Below are 15,068 nucleotides of genomic sequence, written 5' to 3'. Positions count from 1 at the left end.
GGCTTTATGGCTGTCCGCATGGGCGACGCGGGGGATCGTCCATGCGGACAGCGACGCGTCCGGGCTGGTGGATACGGGCCTCGAGATCCGTCGGCGCCCGCGCTTCCAGTCTCGCGCGCGCCGCTGTGTGCGCGCCCCTGTGATGCGGCCGAGGTGCGCGCTCGCCACCGGAATCCCCCGGCCAAGCCGTCAGCCGACCATGTCCAGCACCGGCCGCAGCCCGTCGGGCCGCTCCGCCGCCGGCAGATGCTCCACGAAGTGCACCGCGCAGCCGATGGCGGCCGCCCCGCCGTCCGCGCGCCGGTCGTCGCCCACCATGACCGTCTCCTGCGGGGTCACGCCCAGCGCGTCGCAGGCGGTCGCGAACAGCCGCGGATCCGGTTTCTGGACGCCGTGCTCGTACGACAGGACGTACGCGCCGACATGCGGGTCCAGGCCGTGTGCACGGAAGACCGGCCGCAGATCCCAGCCGATGTTGCTGACCACTGCCACGGCGATCCCGCGGCTCCGCAGAGCCTCGAGAACCTCGGCGGCGTCCGGATAGGGCGCCCAGGCGGCGGGAGTCATGTGCCGGTCGTAGAGCGCGTCGTGCAAAGCCGGGTCCGGCAACGGCACCTGGCGGGAGAGTCCGGTGTAGACGGCTCGGTGCAGTTCGGCGGTCCTGTCGCGGGTGTCCCACGCCTCGGCGAGGTGGTCGGGCACGTGCTGCGGAGACGACCCGCCGGGCAGGGCGCCCGCGGTCTCCAGGGCCGCGGCGGTGCGGAGCAACTCCGGCTCCGGGAGCGTCATCCCCGCGTCGTCGAGCACGGCACGCAGCCACGATTCGCTGGACTCGATACGGAACAGAGTCCCGGAGAAATCGAAGAGCACGCCTTTGATCGTCATGGGGCTGATCATTCGTGCCCCTGCCTCATCCGGTCAAGGACGGCCGTCAGCCGCGCATCGCCCGGCCGCGTCCATCGCGCGCGTACGGCACGGCCTCTTCGTCCGCTGTGACGTTGCCGTACGCCATGCTGCTCCTGCCCGGCATGACCTTCCCGTAGGACGTGACCGCGAGCGTCACCAGCAGGGCCCCGAGCAGCCAGCCGCCCAGCACGTCCGACGGCCAGTGCACGCCCAGCCACACCCGGGTCAGTCCGACCCCGACGACGGACAGCACGGCGAGCACCACAGCCGCACGCCACAGGGCCCGCCCGGCGCCGTACAGCCTCAGCAGCCACAGCACGAGCCCGCACACGACCGTCGCGGTCAGCGCATGGCCCGAGGGGAAGGCCGCGTAGTGCGCGGAGTCCACCGGGTCGGGCCACACGGGCCGTTCGCGGCCGACAGCGGCCTTGAGCGACTGCTGCACCCCTGTGCCGAGCGCACATGTGGCCGCGACCCATAGGGCGAGCCACCATGCGCGGTGGAGCCAGACCAGCCACACAGTGGCGGCTACGCACAGCGCACGCATCGTCCAGGGATCCCACAGCCAGTCGGTCAGGATGCGGTTGACCTGTGTGAACTCCCGTTCGGAGACGGCCCAGCGGTGCGTGGTCCGGGAGATGCCGCCGTCCAGGTCCATGAGGGGTCCCCACCGCAGCGCGACCAGCACGACGAGCAGAACCGACGCAAGGGCCAGGGCCGGTGCGGCGCGCGTGGACCAGGTGCGGGGAGTGCGGGATGGGACCTGAGGTGGTGCGGGGCGCATGGAGTGATCTTCGCCGACGGCCGGGCCCGAGGGCCGACTTCGGGCTGTGGGCCGTGTCATCCCAGCGCGTGCAGGCCGGGCACGAACGCCACCAGCAGCGGCACGACGGGCACCAGCGCGGCGGCCGCGGTCAGCTGCAGCCGGCGTCCGGCGGTGAGTCGCGCCGGGGGAGCGAGCAACCGGTGCACCCGCTGCGGCACATGGGCCTGCGGAGTGGGACAGGGGCCGAAGACGCCCCGGTCCTCGTTCAGTTCGACCAGGGCAAGCGCGATCGTCAGGCGCCCGAAGCGGCGCGAGGCGACGTCGTCCGCCGCCAGCTCGACCAGCCGGTGCATCTCGTCCCGGAATGCCGCGAAGACCGGCACCTGCGGAAAGCCGTTGGCCAGCGCGGCCGAGCAGTGCAGCAGCCAGTCGTGCCGGGCCTGCGCGTGCCCCTGTTCGTGGGCGAGTACAGCATCCAGCTGGCGCCCCTTCAACCGGCGCAACGCCGCCGTGGTGATGACCAGCCGGGGCGCCGCACCGGGCAGCCACCATGCGTCGGGGCGCTCGCCCTCCAGCACCACGAGCCGGTCGCTGCCCGGCTCCTCGCCGGGCAGCAGCGGCGCACGGACGAGGAGTTCGGCCCGCCCCTTCCTCCGCCTGGTCCGGGCCCGGGCGATCTCGCGGGTCAGCATCGCCGCGGTCCACACACCGCCGCAGGCCAGCAACACGGCAGTCGCAGCGGGCCAGGGTCCGGTGGCGCCCAGGGTGTACGCAGCCACGACCGAGTGCGGCGCAGGGGCGAACACATGGCCGCGCACAGCCTGCCAGGCGGCAGCGGCGCTGAGCGTCATCGACAGGGCGCAACACAGAAGGACGGCTGCCACGACGCACTGCCACACCCACAGGGCGACCACCGGTTCGCGCTCCGCCCAGTCGGACCGGGCGAGCAGCCTCGGGGCGATGAGAGCGGTCAGGGTGCCGAGCAGCAGCAGTGCCGCGGGGACCATCATGTGCGCCAGCCTATTCAGGCGGGGGTTCCCGAGGGTATGGGCCGTCGCCGCAAGTGACGTACGCCACGGGCGGATACGGGTTTCGCCGGATCGTCAGAGTGTGAGCAGCATGGCCACCATGGCGATGCCCATCGACAGTCGGCACGCCCGGGCCAGCTCAGGCCGGTCGCCCCACGCGGCAGACGCGGAACCACGACCTGCGTGTCCTGCTGCCGCCACGGGTACGAGCCGCACGCCCGCCCACAGCACGTACACGGCGAAGTAGAGCAGCAGCGCGCCCGTGAGGAGGGGGACTCCCGCCCCGCCATGACCGGCGTGTTCCGCGGGCATGGCGGCCATCGCCGCCGCCATGTACGCCATGGCGAACGCGCCCACCAGGTGGTGCAGATGGTGCGGGCTCGTCCGGGCCGCCCACAGGGCGTGCAGCGCCGCGGCGCCGAACACCGCTGTGTAGAGGAGCCATGTCCAGGTCGGCGGTGTCACCACGGCGGCGGGCACGCTCATCACCGCCATGCCGAAGCCCATGAGCGCCTCGCCGCCCGCCGCGCGACGCTGATCCTCGGCGCCGCTGCGCATGCGGAGCAGGCAGTACGCCCCGGACGCCGCACACAGCGCGACGAGCAGCCAGCCGGACGATGCCGGTCCGTGCACGGCGTACCTCCCCGCTCGACGATGTCGGCGAGTAGATGCCCTGGGACAGCGGGGGCGCATACGAGCGCACAGGTGTATCCGGGGAGCACTCGGACATACACGAATCGTTTCTAAATGTTTTTCTAGTAAAACACCTGCTAAACTTGTTCCATGACCAGCGCAACAACCCCACCCTCACCCCGGCCCCGGCGCGTCCACCGGCTGCCACTCGCCGGTGTCCTGCGCCTCGGCAAGTCGCCCGACATCTGGTTCAAGCGGTCCTGGAGCGTCGCGATCTCGGCCGCGATACCTGTCCTGGCACTGCTGGCGCTCGACCGGCTCGACCTCGCCATGTACACGCTGGCCGGATCGTTCTGTGCCCTGTACGCGCACAATCGTCCCTACGCCGCACGCGCGCGTGCGCTCTTCTGGGTCATCGTCGGCATGGTCGGGGGGTTCGCCGTCGCCCTGGTCGCCGCCTCGCTCACGAGTTCAGCGGTGGTGCTGGTGACAGTCGGCGCGGTGCTCGCGGCGGTACAGAAGATCCTCTGCGACGCGACGCGACTCGGCCCGCCGGGCAACGTGATCTTCACGTTCATCAGCTCCGCGGCACTGTTCGCGCCGCAGACGCTCGGGCAGGTGCCCGGGCATGTCGCGCTGGCCCTCGGTGCCGGTGTCGTCTCCTGGCTCGTCGGTATGGCCCCCGCACTGGTCCGGCCGCACGGACCCGAGCGCCGCGCCACCGCCCACGCGCTGAACGCCGCGGCCGCCTATGTCGACGCCAAGGGCGCCGGACCCGACCATGAACGCGCGCGGAGCGCCGGTGCCGCCGCCGTCCACGCGGCCTGGGATTCACTGATGGCCACCGGCGAACGCACCGCGGCGCGGCGCGCCCTCGAACAGCTCGTCGTCCGCGCAGAGGTCGCCCTGGCGGCCCCCACGGCCACAGACGCCGAACAACTGCGCGCCTGGGCCACGGGCCTGCGCGGCAGCGGATCCGTACCCCGCCCGCCTGTCGTGGTCGGTGCCGCGGACGAACTGCTCGGCGTCGACGCCGAAACCGCAGGCGCGAAGCCCTCGCTGTGGCGCCGCATCGGCCCCGGCTCACCGCTGCTGCCCATCGCCCTGCGCTGCGCCATCGGCTGTGCGGTCGCCGGATACGTGTCCCTCGCTCTCGGCGTCGGCCGCCCGTACTGGGCCATCGTCACCGCGGCCTCCCTCTACCAGGCCAACGTCACGCTGACCTGGAAGCGGGGCGTGCAGCGCGTCGTCGGCAATGTCGTCGGAGTGCTGCTGTTCGCCGCGCTCGTGCCCGTCGCGCACGTCGGCCCCGTGGCACTCTCCATCTGCTTCCTGGTCGTCAGCTGGATCGTCGAGTGGCTGATGGGCCGCAACTACTGGCTGGGCAGTGCCTTCGTGACGCCCATGGCGCTGCTCATCACCGAGTTCGGGCACGCGCAGCAGACCGGCGAGCTGGTCTCCGACCGCGTCGTGGACACTCTGGTCGGTGCGCTGTTCGGCATGGTCGCCGCGATCGCCGTCACCAACCGGCGTGCCGGCGACCGTATCGAGCGGGCCCTGACGGCTGCCGACCGCGCCCGCGAGCACGCCGAGCGCACCCTGGCCGACCCGCACGCCGAGCCGGGCGCTCTGGAGACGGCCCACCGGGGCCTCACCGCCGCCGTCGTCGCCCTGCGCGACGCGGCCGACGCAGCCGCAGGAGAATGGTGGCAGCGCGCGCTGCCCATGGAACAGGTGGTCCTCGCCGAGCAGGCCGGACACCGCACGCTCGCCGCGTTGATACGACGGCAGGGGCTGCATGCATCGGAAGGTGCACGGACATGACGACAGCGAACGGCCGGACGGCGGCCGACGACACCGTCGCCGCGGTGGTGCGGCAGTGGCAGGCGGTCCACCCCGGCACGGACACCGCACCCATGGAGATCATCGGGCGGATCAACCGCTGTGCGGCCCTGCTGCAGCAGGCCGAGGACGCGCCGCTGCGCCGGGCCGGACTCACCCGCCCCGAGTTCGACCTCCTCGGCGCACTGCGCCGCACGGGCCACGACCTGACGCCGAGCGGGCTCGCACGCGAGACCTTCGCCTCCGGCGCCGCCGTCACCAAGCGCCTCAAGCAGCTGCAGGAGCGCGGTCTCGTGGAGCGGCACGGCGACGTCCGCGACCGCCGCGTCGCCCATGTGACGCTGACGGACGCGGGCCGGGACCTGGTCGACTCGGTCCTCCCCGTACAGCTCGGCTATGAGAGGGACGTCCTCTCCGGCCTCGGCCCCACCGACCAGCGGGAGCTGAGCGCCCGCCTCGGAGAGCTGCTGCGCCGCCTGGAGGGAACGCTGGGCGGGCCACGCGTCTGACCCGGCGCCGGGTGAAGCGGCTCGTACCGCCCAGGATCCGTACCGCCCACTCGGCGGTGCCGCCCTGAACCGAGTGGTCCCGAGCGGTCAGATGCCCGGACGGTAGCGGATCGGGTGATCGGCCGGTACCTCGACGATGCAGATCCTGATGCCGTCGGGATCGGCGATCCACATCTCGATCAGCCCCCAGGGCTCCTTCTGCGGCGGCCGCAGCACGTCCACACCGCGCTGCCTGAGCTGGTCGTGGGCGGCGGCCGCGTCCGCGACCTGGAGCCACAGCTCCATTTCCGGGCCTGGCGGGGTCTCGGAGCGGCCCGAGACCTCGAGGAATCCGCCGCCGAGAAAGTAGACCGTGCCGCGCTCGGGTCCCGTGCCGAACTCGCGATAGACACCCAGGCCCAGCTTCTCGCCGTAGAAGACCCGCGAACGCTCGGGGTCCGTCGGCCGCAGCAGGATCCTGCTGCTCAGTACATGCACCATGCAATCGCACCTTAGCCGCGCGTTAGGCTCTTCGGAGCCCGAGCCGCACCAGAGACCGGAGAACCGCCCCATGGAGACCGCCCCACGCCCCGACACCGGTGACCTCGCCTTCCGGGAGGCCACCGACGCCGACGTGGACGCGCTCGTCGCGCTTGTCGAGTCTGCGTACCGCGGGGACTCCAGCCGGGGCGGCTGGACCACCGAGGCGGACATCCTCGAAGGGCAGCGCACCGACCCGGAGGGCGTCCTGGCCATCATCAAGGCGCCCGACAGCGTGCTGCTGACCGCCGAGCGCGACGGCGCGATCATCGCGTGCTGCCAGCTGGAGCACCGGGGCGCGAGCGCCTACTTCGGGATGTTCGCCGTCCGGCCCGACCTGCAGGGCGGCGGCCTGGGCAAGGTGATCATCGCCGAGGCCGAGCGGACCGCCCGCGAGCAGTGGGGCGCGACCGAGATGCAGATGACGGTGATCTCGGTGCGCGAGGAACTCATCGCCTGGTACGAGCGGCGCGGTTACCGCCGTACGGGTGAGATGACGCCCTTCCCGTACGGCGATGAGCGGTTCGGTATCCCTCAGCGCACCGACCTGCAGTTCGAACTGCTGGTCAAGCCGCTCGCGTGAACCTCACGCGGTGAACCGGCCGGTGTTCACACGGTGAGCCGGCCGTCGCTCACGCGGTGAACCGGCCCGTGCGCTTGATCTCCGGGTAGTCGGTGGTCGCCCCGTCCAGCTCGAGCGCGCGCACCAGCCGCAGATGCTCCTGGGTGTTCACGACCCAGCCGATGATCCTCTGGTCCGCCTTACGGGCCCGTTCCACGATCTCCAGCGTGAGGCGGCGGATGTTCAGTACGAGGGTGGCGGCGCCGACCGCCCTGGCCCGGTCCACGACGTCGGTGCCGTAGCGGCTTGCGACGAGCGCTGTCCGTACGCCCGGGACGAGACGGGAGATCTCCGCGATCGCCTCGTCGTGGAACGACAGCACCTCGACCCGGGACACGAGATCGCGCCTGTGCATGACCTCGGCGAGTGCGCGCGCCGCCGCGATGTCCTTGATCTCCGCCTGCAGCGGCGACCTGACGGCGTCGAGGACCTCTTCGAAGACCGGGATGCGCTCGCCGCCGCCTGCGTCGAGGGCCCGCAGCTCGGCAAGGGTCTTCTCGGCGATCGGGCCCTTGCCGTCGGTCGTACGGTCCACGTCCGCGTCGTGCATCACGACGAGCGCGCCGTCCTTGCTGAGGTGCAGATCGAGTTCGATCAGATCGAGGCCGGCGTGTTCCGCGGCGACGAAGGAACGGAGGGTGTTCTCGGGCTCGATACCCATGACTCCGCGATGACCGATGGTGAGGAGGTTCAAGGTGGACTCCGCTTCCGTCGACGGCGGCTCGGCGCCCGCGCGACGCCGGGCCCCCGCTCCATCGCAGCCCGGAGTGGGGGAGTGCCGCGCGGCCAGACGGCAGCCTAATGGCCCATCTCCGTGATGGAACCGCTCCGACGCGGGTCGGTGGAAGCGTTCGCCCGGGTGCCGACGATCCCCAGGACAATGGCGGTGATGGCGGCGGCGACGAGGACGGTGCGGGTGCTCATGACTGCCGGGCTCCAAACGGTGTGAGGGGGAGGGATGCGGCCTGTCCTACCGGCCGCCGCCCCGCCACCGCGAGCCCCGTCACCCCTGGGTGGGCGCGTCCTGAACAGGGTTGACGGCCGCCGGAAGCGCTTGCGCCTGGGAGAGCCCCGCCCCGGCGACCGCCGCAGAGATCATTCCATGGAATAGGTCACAAATCGCCTCCCATGCCGGAGTGTGACAGAAAGAAAGTCGGCGACTGTGGCTGTTGACGGGAGGATTTCCGGCAAGATCACCTTGTGAGGCCAAGCGCTTCAACATAAGGTGTGCCTACGCAAGGTTCTCCCGCGGAGGATGGGTCATGACGGAAATTCTTGTGCAGGTGGTCGTGGAGGAGCAGGATCCTCCGTTGGGCAGGGTGGTCGAGCACCCGGCTTGGCCCGTGCTCAAGGATGCGGTGGAGGAGATACGTCCGTGGCAGGCCAAGGACGGCTCGATCGACTTCGGAGCCGACGGCGCGCCGTCGAAGGCCGTCGCCGAACTCGCCGTCGACCGCGTGGTGTCCGCCGTCGAGCAGATAGCCCCGCTCCTTCCGCATGACGCCGCGTATCACCACGCTCTGGTGAAGGACCTGCGGCGCTGGGCCGACGGCGGCTTCCAGGTCCCGGACTTCCTGGACTCGCTGCTCGCCTTCCAGCCGGCCGCGCACCGCGCGGACGGACTGCAGCACCTCGTGGTCTTTCCGATGTACACGCAGAACGGCAACCCGGACCGCAACCTCGAAGCGGTCGTGCTGCGCATGGTGTGGCCCGACTGGCTCGCCGAGCTGGAGCGCACGCGCTACGACAACCCGCTGTTCTGCGGCATCACCTTCGAGGACTTCACCTCCGGCTACGACACCAACTCCGCGGTGCTCTTCCCGGAGACCATCGCCGTGCGCGAGGCACCCGAGCGCTTCAGCTGGGGCGGCATCTTCTGCGACCGCGAGGCGGCCCGTTTCCGCCGTGTCACCGCCGCCGCGGTCGACATCCTGGGTCTCGACCTGCCCGACGACATCCGCGACATGGTCACCGACCAGGACCGCTGCCAGCAGGCGTTCGTGCTCTGGGACATGGTCCACGACCGCACCCACAGCCATGGCGACCTGCCCTTCGACCCGTTCATGATCAAGCAGCGCCAGCCGTTCTGGATGTACGGTCTGGAGGAGCTGCGCTGCGACCTCACCGCCTTCAAGGAGGCCGTGCACCTCGAGGCCGACGGCTTCCCGCAGGGCCGCGACGTGCAGTACGCGGTGCTGTTCGACCGCATGTTCCGCTTCCCGGTGACCGGTGAGCGCGTACGCAACTACGACGGGCTCGGCGGCCAGCTGCTCTTCGCGTATCTGCACAAGCACGATGTCGTGCGCTGGACCGACAACAAGCTGCACATCGACTGGGACCGCGCCCCGCAGGTCACCAACCAGCTGTGCGCCGAGATCGAGAAGCTCTACCGCGACGGCATCGACCGGCCGAAGCTGGTCCACTGGTTCGCCGGGTACGAGCTGGTCTCCGCCTACCTGGCCCCGCACCCGGGCTCGAAGTGGGCCAAGGGCCCGGACGCACTGGATCTGACGCAGCCGCCGCGCAAACTCGTCGATGACGTGCTTCCGGACGAGTTTCCGCTGAGCATGTTCTATGAGGCACTGTCCAAGAAGCTGAAGAGCGTGATCGTCTCAACCAAGGGCATCACGGCGGACAGCGCCGAGCGGGTCGCCGCGTGAGTGATCACGTCAGTGCGTCACCGATCGACCCAGCGCACACTGCTCAGGAGGCGAGGAACATGGGGAACGGGGCTCTCAGCGGTGCGGTGATCGCGGTGGCCGGTGCGGGCGGCCCCGCCGGGCGTGCGACGCTGCTGCGGCTCGCCGAGGCGGGCGCCACCGTCGTCGGCTCGGACAACGATCCGGAGCGACTCGCGGAGGCCGTGGACGCGGCACGCTACGCACACGGCGGCGCCACCGTCGTGGGGGACACGGTCGACCTGCTCGACCTCGGGGCCACCCGCGACTGGGCCACCCGCATCGAGAAGGACTTCGGCCGCGTCGACGGGCTCGTGCACCTCGTGGGCGGCTGGCGTGGCAGCGAGACGTTCACCAGGACGAGCCTCGACGACTGGGACTTCCTGGAGTTGCTGCTCATCCGCACCGTGCAGCACACTTCGCTGGCTTTTCACGAGGCGCTGCAGCACAGCGACCGCGGCCGGTACGTCCTGATCAGCGCCGCGGGCGCGAGCAAGCCCACCGCGGGCAACGCCGCCTACGCCGCGGCCAAGGCCGCCGCCGAGGCGTGGACACTGGCCATGGCGGACTTCTTCCGCAAGGCCGGGGGCGCCGAGGGGCCCACGTCGGCGGCTGCGATCCTGGTGGTGAAGGCGTTGGTGCACGACGCGATGCGCGCCGAGAAACCCAACGCGAAGTTCGCGGGCTTCACAGACGTCAAGGAGCTGGCCGAGGCCATCGCCGGAATCTGGGAGAGGCCCGCCCAGGAAGTGAACGGACAGCGTCTGTGGCTCACCGAGAAGCCGTGAACCCTCCGAAGACCGACGCCAGGCGTCACCACGACCCGGAGATCCGCGGTTTCGCCAGCGACAACTACGCGGGCGTCCACCCCGAGATCCTCGCGGCGCTCGCCCTGGCCAACGGCGGCCACCAGATCTCCTACGGCGAGGACGACTACACCGCGCACCTGCAGGAGGTCGTCCGCAGCCACTTCGGTGCGACCGCCGAAGCGTTCCCGGTCTTCAACGGCACCGGCGCGAACGTCGTGGCGCTCCAGGCGGTCACCGACCGCTGGGGCGCGGTGATCTGCGCCGAGAGCGCTCACATCAACGTCGACGAGTGCGGCGCGCCCGAGCGCGTCGGCGGCCTGAAGCTGCTCACGGTACCGACGCCCGACGGCAAGCTCACGCCCGAGCTGATCGACCGGCAGGCGTACGGCTGGGACGACGAGCACCGTGCCATGCCCCAGGTCGTCTCGATCACCCAGAGCACCGAGCTCGGCACCCTGTACACCCCTGACGAGATCCGCGCCATCTGCGACCACGCACACGCGCACGGCATGAAGGTGCACCTCGACGGCTCCCGGATAGCCAACGCCGCGGCGTCGCTCGACGTGCCCATGCGGACGTTCACCAACGCCGTCGGCGTCGACATCCTCTCCCTGGGCGGGACGAAGAACGGCGCCCTGTTCGGCGAGGCGGTCGTCGTCATCAACCAGGACGCCGTCAGCCACATGAAGCACCTGCGCAAGCTGTCCATGCAGCTCGCGTCCAAGATGCGGTTCGTCTCCGTGCAGTTGGAGGCGCTGCTCGCCAAGGACCTGTGGCTGCGCAACGCCCGCCATGCCAACGAGATGGCGCAGCGCCTCGCCGAGGGCGTCCGTGCCGTGCACGGCGTGGAGATCCTCTACCCGGTGCAGGCGAACGCGGTCTTCGCGCGCCTTCCGCACGATGTCAGCTCCCGGCTGCAGAAGCGCTACCGCTTCTACTTCTGGGACGAGGCGGCGGGCGACGTCCGCTGGATGTGCTCCTTCGACACGACCGAGGACGACGTCGACGGGTTCGTGGCGGCGCTCAAGGAGGAGATGGCGCGCTAGGCCACGACGGGAGTCAGTGCATAGATATACGGTCGACCGAAAAATCATTGACTCACGGTCGGCCGTATTCCTATGCTCTCCGGGCATGGAGCTGATCCAGAAGACCTCTGACCTGTCGGCCTATCTGGCCGCCGACGACGTCATCGACCATCACCATCCGCTGGTGCGGGACACGGCCGCGCGCATCGCCGCGGGGGCAGTCGACTCGTATGTCTATGCGCAGTCCGCGTACGAGTTCGTCCGTGACGAGATTCCGCACTCCGCCGACAGCGGCGACATGCGGGTGACCTGGCGTGCCTCCGACGTCCTGGAGCAGCGCACCGGCATCTGTCATGCCAAGGCCCATGCGCTGGCCGCGCTGCTGCGGGCCGAGGACATTCCGACGGCGCTGTGCTATCAGAAGTTCGACATGGTGCACGGGCTGATCGCCGTGCGGTTCCGCGGCGCATGGCACCGGCAGGATGCGCGCGGGAACAAGCCGGGGGTCGACGCCCGGTTCTCGCTCAACGGCGAGCGCCTCGCCTTCACTCCCGACCCGAAGTCCAATGAGATGGACTATCCAGTGCTGTACGCTGAACCTCACCCGGCCGTGCTGCGGGCTCTCCAGGACGCCACCGACCGGGAGCAACTCTGGAAGACGCTTCCCATCGCACTCTGAGGCAAGGCAGACGATGACCCTCACGCTCACCGTGTCGGACGAGGTCCGCGCCCTGGCGCCCGGCTTCACCCATGTCGCCGTCGAGGCGCACGGCCTCGTCAACGGACCCAGCACCGACGCCACGTCGGCGCTCCTGGACGACGCGGCCCGGCGTCTCGCGGTGCGGCTCGGCGGACGCGCTCCGCACGAGGATCCGCACATGGCCGCCTGGCGCGAGGCCTACACGGCCTTCGGCGCCAAGCCCTCACGGACCCGCAACTCCGCCGAGGCGCTCGCCAAGCGGGCGCTCTCGGACGCGGGCCTGCCGAGGATCAACGCCCTCGTCGACGTCTACAACGCGATCAGCGTGGCCCATCTGGTCCCGGTCGGCGGTGAGGACGCCGACCGCATCCAGGGCGGCATGCGGCTCGTACGGGCGACGGGTGAGGAGGACTTCGTGACCGTCGCGGCAGGGGAGGAGGTCGTCGAACACCCCGACGCGGGAGAAGTGGTGTGGCGGGACGACAGGGGAGTCACGTGCCGGCGCTGGAACTGGCGGCAGGGCACGCGCACCCGCCTCACCGAGGAGTCTGTGAACGCGGTCTTCCTGCTGGAGTGCATGGGGCCGCACTGCGACGGGGAGGCGGCGGGGGCTGAACTGGCCGAGCTGATCGAGAAGTGCAGCCCCGGGGCGCGGCTCACCCTGCACGCCCCGGAGTCCCGGGCGTGACCCGTCAGTGGACCTCGGCGGCCTTCACCTCGGCGGGCGTCGGAGCCGTACCGCCGAGGTGGGCCGGCATCCACCAGGTGTCGTCCGGGCCCTTCGGGCGCACCGGGTAGGCGCGCTGCGCGGCCTCGAGGAGCTCTTGCACCCGGTCGCGCAGCCGCCGCGTGATGGCGCCCGCGTACTGGTCACGCGGGGCCTCCACCGCCTCGCCGACCCGGATGGTGATCGGGATGTGGTCGCGCTTGAAGTTGCGCGGGCGGCCCTTCGTCCACAGGCGCTGCGTACCCCACACGGCCATCGGGATCAGCGGCACCCCGGCATCCTGGGCCAGGCGCGCGGCGCCGGACTTGAAGCTCTTCAGCGTGAACGACTGCGAGATGGTCGCCTCGGGGAACACCCCGATGATCTCACCGGACCGCAGCGAGTCGAGCGCGTGCGCGTACGCTTGCTCGCCCTGCTTGCGGTCCACCGGGATGTGCTTCATCCCGCGCATCAAGGGCCCGGAGATCTTGTGCCGGAAGACCGACTCCTTCGCCATGAAGCGCACCAGACGCTTCTGCGGCAGCGCGGCGAGACCGTTGAAGATGAAGTCCAGGTAGCCGATGTGGTTGCTCACCAGCACCGCTCCGCCCGAGCGCGGAATGAACTCCGACCCCTCGCAGTCGATCTTCAGGTCGAGTGCCCTGAACATCGTGCGGGCGGCACCGATGACCGGACGGTAGACAAGCTCTGCCATGCGTGGGGAGGACCCTTCGTCTCTGCCTGGGGCGGGGGCTCCCGGCGGTAAGTTACGCAGCCGTAGGTTTTCGGCTTTGCGCAGATCGTGCCCCAAGAACGAACGAGTGGCCAGTCCTGGCTCCTGTGAGGCGCGAGATCCTCGTCACGTTGGCGTAAGCGAGCGGACACGCAAACGCCGCCGAACCGGGAATCTTTGGCGCACGGCGGACGCTGACAAGGCGGGAGGGACAGGGCGTTGCTGCACCGACGCTGTGTACTGGGTGTGACCGACGACCGGAGCGGGAGAGTGAGAGTGCGCGGACGGGACGGAAGCCGGCGGCTCCAGGCGGCGGAGCTCGGCGGCGAGTTGGGTGAGCGGGCAACGCTCGTGCAGTTCTCCAGCGCTTTCTGCCAGCCCTGCCGGGCCACGCGCCGCGTGCTCTCCGACGTCGCCGGACTGGTCCCCGGCGTCAGACACCTCGACATCGACGCCGAGGACCATCTCGACCTCGTGCGGGAGTTGGACATCGTCAGAACGCCCACGGTGCTGGTCCTCGACGCGGACGGGCGCATCGTGCGCAGGGCGGCCGGTCAGCCGCGCAAGGCCGACGTGATCGCGGCGCTCGGGGAGGCTGTCTGACGCACGGCGAGCCGGCTCCCATATGCCGGAACAGTCTTGACTGCAACGGCCACCTATCATCAGCCTGACTCTCATGCCCCCGGAACTCCTCCTTCACGAGCGCGTCGATGTGGATCTCGTCCGCAACGCGAGCGCCCGCTGTCCCGGCTGCTGAACAGTCGCCGACTCGCTCGAACCCCCGACAGAAGGACAGCTCCATGACGGCCACGCCCGGTCTCGGCAACCCTCAGCTCGCCTCCCCGGATCTGCTGCGCTCCGTCTTCCGGCAGCACGCCGCCGGAGTGGCGGTGATCACCGCGCAGGGCGGCCGCCCCGTCGGCTTCACCGCCACCTCCCTCACCTCGGTATCCGCGGAGCCCCCGGTCATCTCGTTCGGCATAGGCCTGGGTGCCTCCAGCTGGCCGGTCATCGCCGAGTCCGGGCATGTCGGGGTGCACATACTCGGTGAGCACCAGCAGGAGTTGGCCGCCACGTTCGCCCGCAGCGGCGCCGACCGCTTCGGCGCGCCCACCCGCTGGTACGAAGGCCCGCACGGCGTACCCGTACTGGATGGCGTCCTCGCCTGGCTCGTCTGCCGGGTCGTCGCCCGGGTGCCGGCCGGGGATCACCGCATAGTCCTGGCCGAGGCGGTGGTCGGTGACCCCGCGGGCGCCGGGCGCCCGCTCCTTTACCACCAGGGCCGCTTCAACGCGCTGCGCGACTGAGAGATCCCGATTACACAGCGTTGCGAACGTCACAGTTCAAAGCGCTTGCTTAGTGGGCATCCACTGGATGTACTGGTGAGTAATATTTCGTTCGGAGCGCGAGCCGCCACGAGCGGAATCTGCCGCTTCAGGCGCCTATGCTGCCTGCAACAAGGCAGCCCGGAAATGACGATGCAGTAGGAGAGCCGGCGTGAGTCTGAGGATCGTTGTCACTGTGAAGTACGTGCCCGACGCCACTGGCGACCGGCATTTCGCCGATGACCTGACCGTCGACCGTGATGACGT

General features: G+C 70.3%; 18 protein-coding genes and 1 pseudogene. 11 read left to right on the top strand and 8 right to left on the bottom strand.

Annotated elements, in window-relative coordinates:
• Positions 1 to 189 precede the first annotated feature (189 nt).
• From ACWD4J_RS39620 to ACWD4J_RS39605, 4 genes are all read right to left on the bottom strand, one after another.
• Positions 190 to 885: an HAD family hydrolase gene (locus tag ACWD4J_RS39620; protein WP_451400408.1), complete on the bottom strand. Its 696-nt coding sequence runs from the start codon at positions 883 to 885 to the stop codon at positions 190 to 192.
• Between the two features lie 46 nt (positions 886 to 931).
• Positions 932 to 1,690, bottom strand: a complete 759-nt coding sequence (locus ACWD4J_RS39615) for a phosphatase PAP2 family protein (protein ID WP_451400407.1) — start codon at positions 1,688 to 1,690, stop codon at positions 932 to 934.
• A gap of 56 nt (positions 1,691 to 1,746) precedes the next feature.
• On the bottom strand, positions 1,747 to 2,682 hold the full coding sequence (locus ACWD4J_RS39610) for a M56 family metallopeptidase (protein ID WP_451400406.1): 936 nt from the start codon (positions 2,680 to 2,682) through the stop codon (positions 1,747 to 1,749).
• A gap of 93 nt (positions 2,683 to 2,775) precedes the next feature.
• A complete protein-coding gene (locus ACWD4J_RS39605) occupies positions 2,776 to 3,333 on the bottom strand; it encodes a DUF5134 domain-containing protein (protein ID WP_451400405.1) in 558 nt (185 codons plus the stop codon).
• A 150-nt stretch (positions 3,334 to 3,483) separates the two neighbouring features.
• On the opposite strand from ACWD4J_RS39605, the gene ACWD4J_RS39600 reads away from it, so the two are divergent.
• Positions 3,484 to 5,157, top strand: a complete 1,674-nt coding sequence (locus tag ACWD4J_RS39600) for an FUSC family protein (protein WP_451400404.1) — start codon at positions 3,484 to 3,486, stop codon at positions 5,155 to 5,157.
• On the top strand, positions 5,154 to 5,684 hold the full coding sequence (locus tag ACWD4J_RS39595; RefSeq protein ID WP_451400403.1) for a MarR family winged helix-turn-helix transcriptional regulator: 531 nt from the start codon (positions 5,154 to 5,156) through the stop codon (positions 5,682 to 5,684). Before ACWD4J_RS39600 ends, ACWD4J_RS39595 begins: the two co-directional genes overlap by 4 nt.
• An 87-nt stretch (positions 5,685 to 5,771) precedes the next feature.
• Here the strand turns inward: ACWD4J_RS39595 and ACWD4J_RS39590 are convergent, their stop codons facing one another.
• Positions 5,772 to 6,164, bottom strand: coding sequence for a VOC family protein (locus ACWD4J_RS39590; RefSeq protein WP_451400402.1), 393 nt, complete (start codon positions 6,162 to 6,164; stop codon positions 5,772 to 5,774).
• Positions 6,165 to 6,234: 70 nt separating this feature from the next.
• Here ACWD4J_RS39590 and ACWD4J_RS39585 point away from each other — a divergent pair, with 70 nt between their 5' ends.
• The gene (locus ACWD4J_RS39585) at positions 6,235 to 6,786 is read left to right on the top strand and encodes a GNAT family N-acetyltransferase (protein WP_451400401.1); all 552 of its coding nucleotides are present in this window, start codon (positions 6,235 to 6,237) and stop codon (positions 6,784 to 6,786) included.
• Positions 6,787 to 6,835: 49 nt separating this feature from the next.
• On the opposite strand, the gene ACWD4J_RS39580 is transcribed toward ACWD4J_RS39585, so the two are convergent.
• Together ACWD4J_RS39580 and ACWD4J_RS39575 are read right to left on the bottom strand one after the other, a co-directional pair.
• Positions 6,836 to 7,519 carry a glycerophosphodiester phosphodiesterase gene (locus ACWD4J_RS39580; RefSeq protein WP_451400400.1) on the bottom strand — a complete coding sequence of 228 codons (684 nt, stop codon included), beginning with the start codon at positions 7,517 to 7,519 and terminating at the stop codon, positions 6,836 to 6,838.
• 104 nt (positions 7,520 to 7,623) lie between these two features.
• A complete protein-coding gene (locus ACWD4J_RS39575) occupies positions 7,624 to 7,749 on the bottom strand; it encodes a hypothetical protein (protein WP_451400399.1) in 126 nt (41 codons plus the stop codon).
• Positions 7,750 to 8,087: 338 nt separating this feature from the next.
• Between ACWD4J_RS39575 and ACWD4J_RS39570 the strand changes: the two genes are divergently transcribed.
• From ACWD4J_RS39570 to ACWD4J_RS39550, 5 genes are all read left to right on the top strand, one after another.
• Positions 8,088 to 9,485: a DUF6421 family protein gene (locus ACWD4J_RS39570; RefSeq protein WP_451400398.1), complete on the top strand. Its 1,398-nt coding sequence runs from the start codon at positions 8,088 to 8,090 to the stop codon at positions 9,483 to 9,485.
• 59 nt (positions 9,486 to 9,544) lie between these two features.
• Positions 9,545 to 10,291, top strand: a complete 747-nt coding sequence (locus ACWD4J_RS39565) for an SDR family NAD(P)-dependent oxidoreductase (protein ID WP_451400397.1) — start codon at positions 9,545 to 9,547, stop codon at positions 10,289 to 10,291.
• The gene (locus tag ACWD4J_RS39560) at positions 10,288 to 11,358 is read left to right on the top strand and encodes a threonine aldolase family protein (RefSeq protein WP_451400396.1); all 1,071 of its coding nucleotides are present in this window, start codon (positions 10,288 to 10,290) and stop codon (positions 11,356 to 11,358) included. The genes ACWD4J_RS39565 and ACWD4J_RS39560 overlap by 4 nt, the downstream gene beginning before the upstream one ends.
• 85 nt (positions 11,359 to 11,443) lie before the next feature.
• Positions 11,444 to 12,016, top strand: a complete 573-nt coding sequence (locus tag ACWD4J_RS39555) for a transglutaminase domain-containing protein (RefSeq protein WP_451400395.1) — start codon at positions 11,444 to 11,446, stop codon at positions 12,014 to 12,016.
• Positions 12,017 to 12,029: 13 nt separating this feature from the next.
• A complete protein-coding gene (locus ACWD4J_RS39550) occupies positions 12,030 to 12,725 on the top strand; it encodes a B3/B4 domain-containing protein (protein ID WP_451400394.1) in 696 nt (231 codons plus the stop codon).
• Between the two features lie 4 nt (positions 12,726 to 12,729).
• Here the strand turns inward: ACWD4J_RS39550 and ACWD4J_RS39545 are convergent, their stop codons facing one another.
• Positions 12,730 to 13,458 carry a lysophospholipid acyltransferase family protein gene (locus ACWD4J_RS39545; RefSeq protein ID WP_451400393.1) on the bottom strand — a complete coding sequence of 243 codons (729 nt, stop codon included), beginning with the start codon at positions 13,456 to 13,458 and terminating at the stop codon, positions 12,730 to 12,732.
• 237 nt (positions 13,459 to 13,695) lie between these two features.
• Here ACWD4J_RS39545 and ACWD4J_RS39540 point away from each other — a divergent pair, with 237 nt between their 5' ends.
• The 3 genes and pseudogenes from ACWD4J_RS39540 to ACWD4J_RS39530 all read left to right on the top strand — a co-directional run.
• A complete protein-coding gene (locus ACWD4J_RS39540) occupies positions 13,696 to 14,079 on the top strand; it encodes a TlpA family protein disulfide reductase (RefSeq protein ID WP_451400392.1) in 384 nt (127 codons plus the stop codon).
• A 197-nt stretch (positions 14,080 to 14,276) separates the two neighbouring features.
• Positions 14,277 to 14,783, top strand: a complete 507-nt coding sequence (locus ACWD4J_RS39535) for a flavin reductase family protein (protein ID WP_451400391.1) — start codon at positions 14,277 to 14,279, stop codon at positions 14,781 to 14,783.
• A gap of 190 nt (positions 14,784 to 14,973) precedes the next feature.
• A pseudogene (locus ACWD4J_RS39530) lies at positions 14,974 to 15,068 on the top strand (electron transfer flavoprotein subunit beta); the annotation flags it as partial.

The organism is Streptomyces sp. NPDC002577, assembly GCF_053594815.1.
The sequence above is the reverse complement of the archived record's forward strand: the minus strand, read 5'-3'. Positions and strand labels throughout refer to the sequence as shown.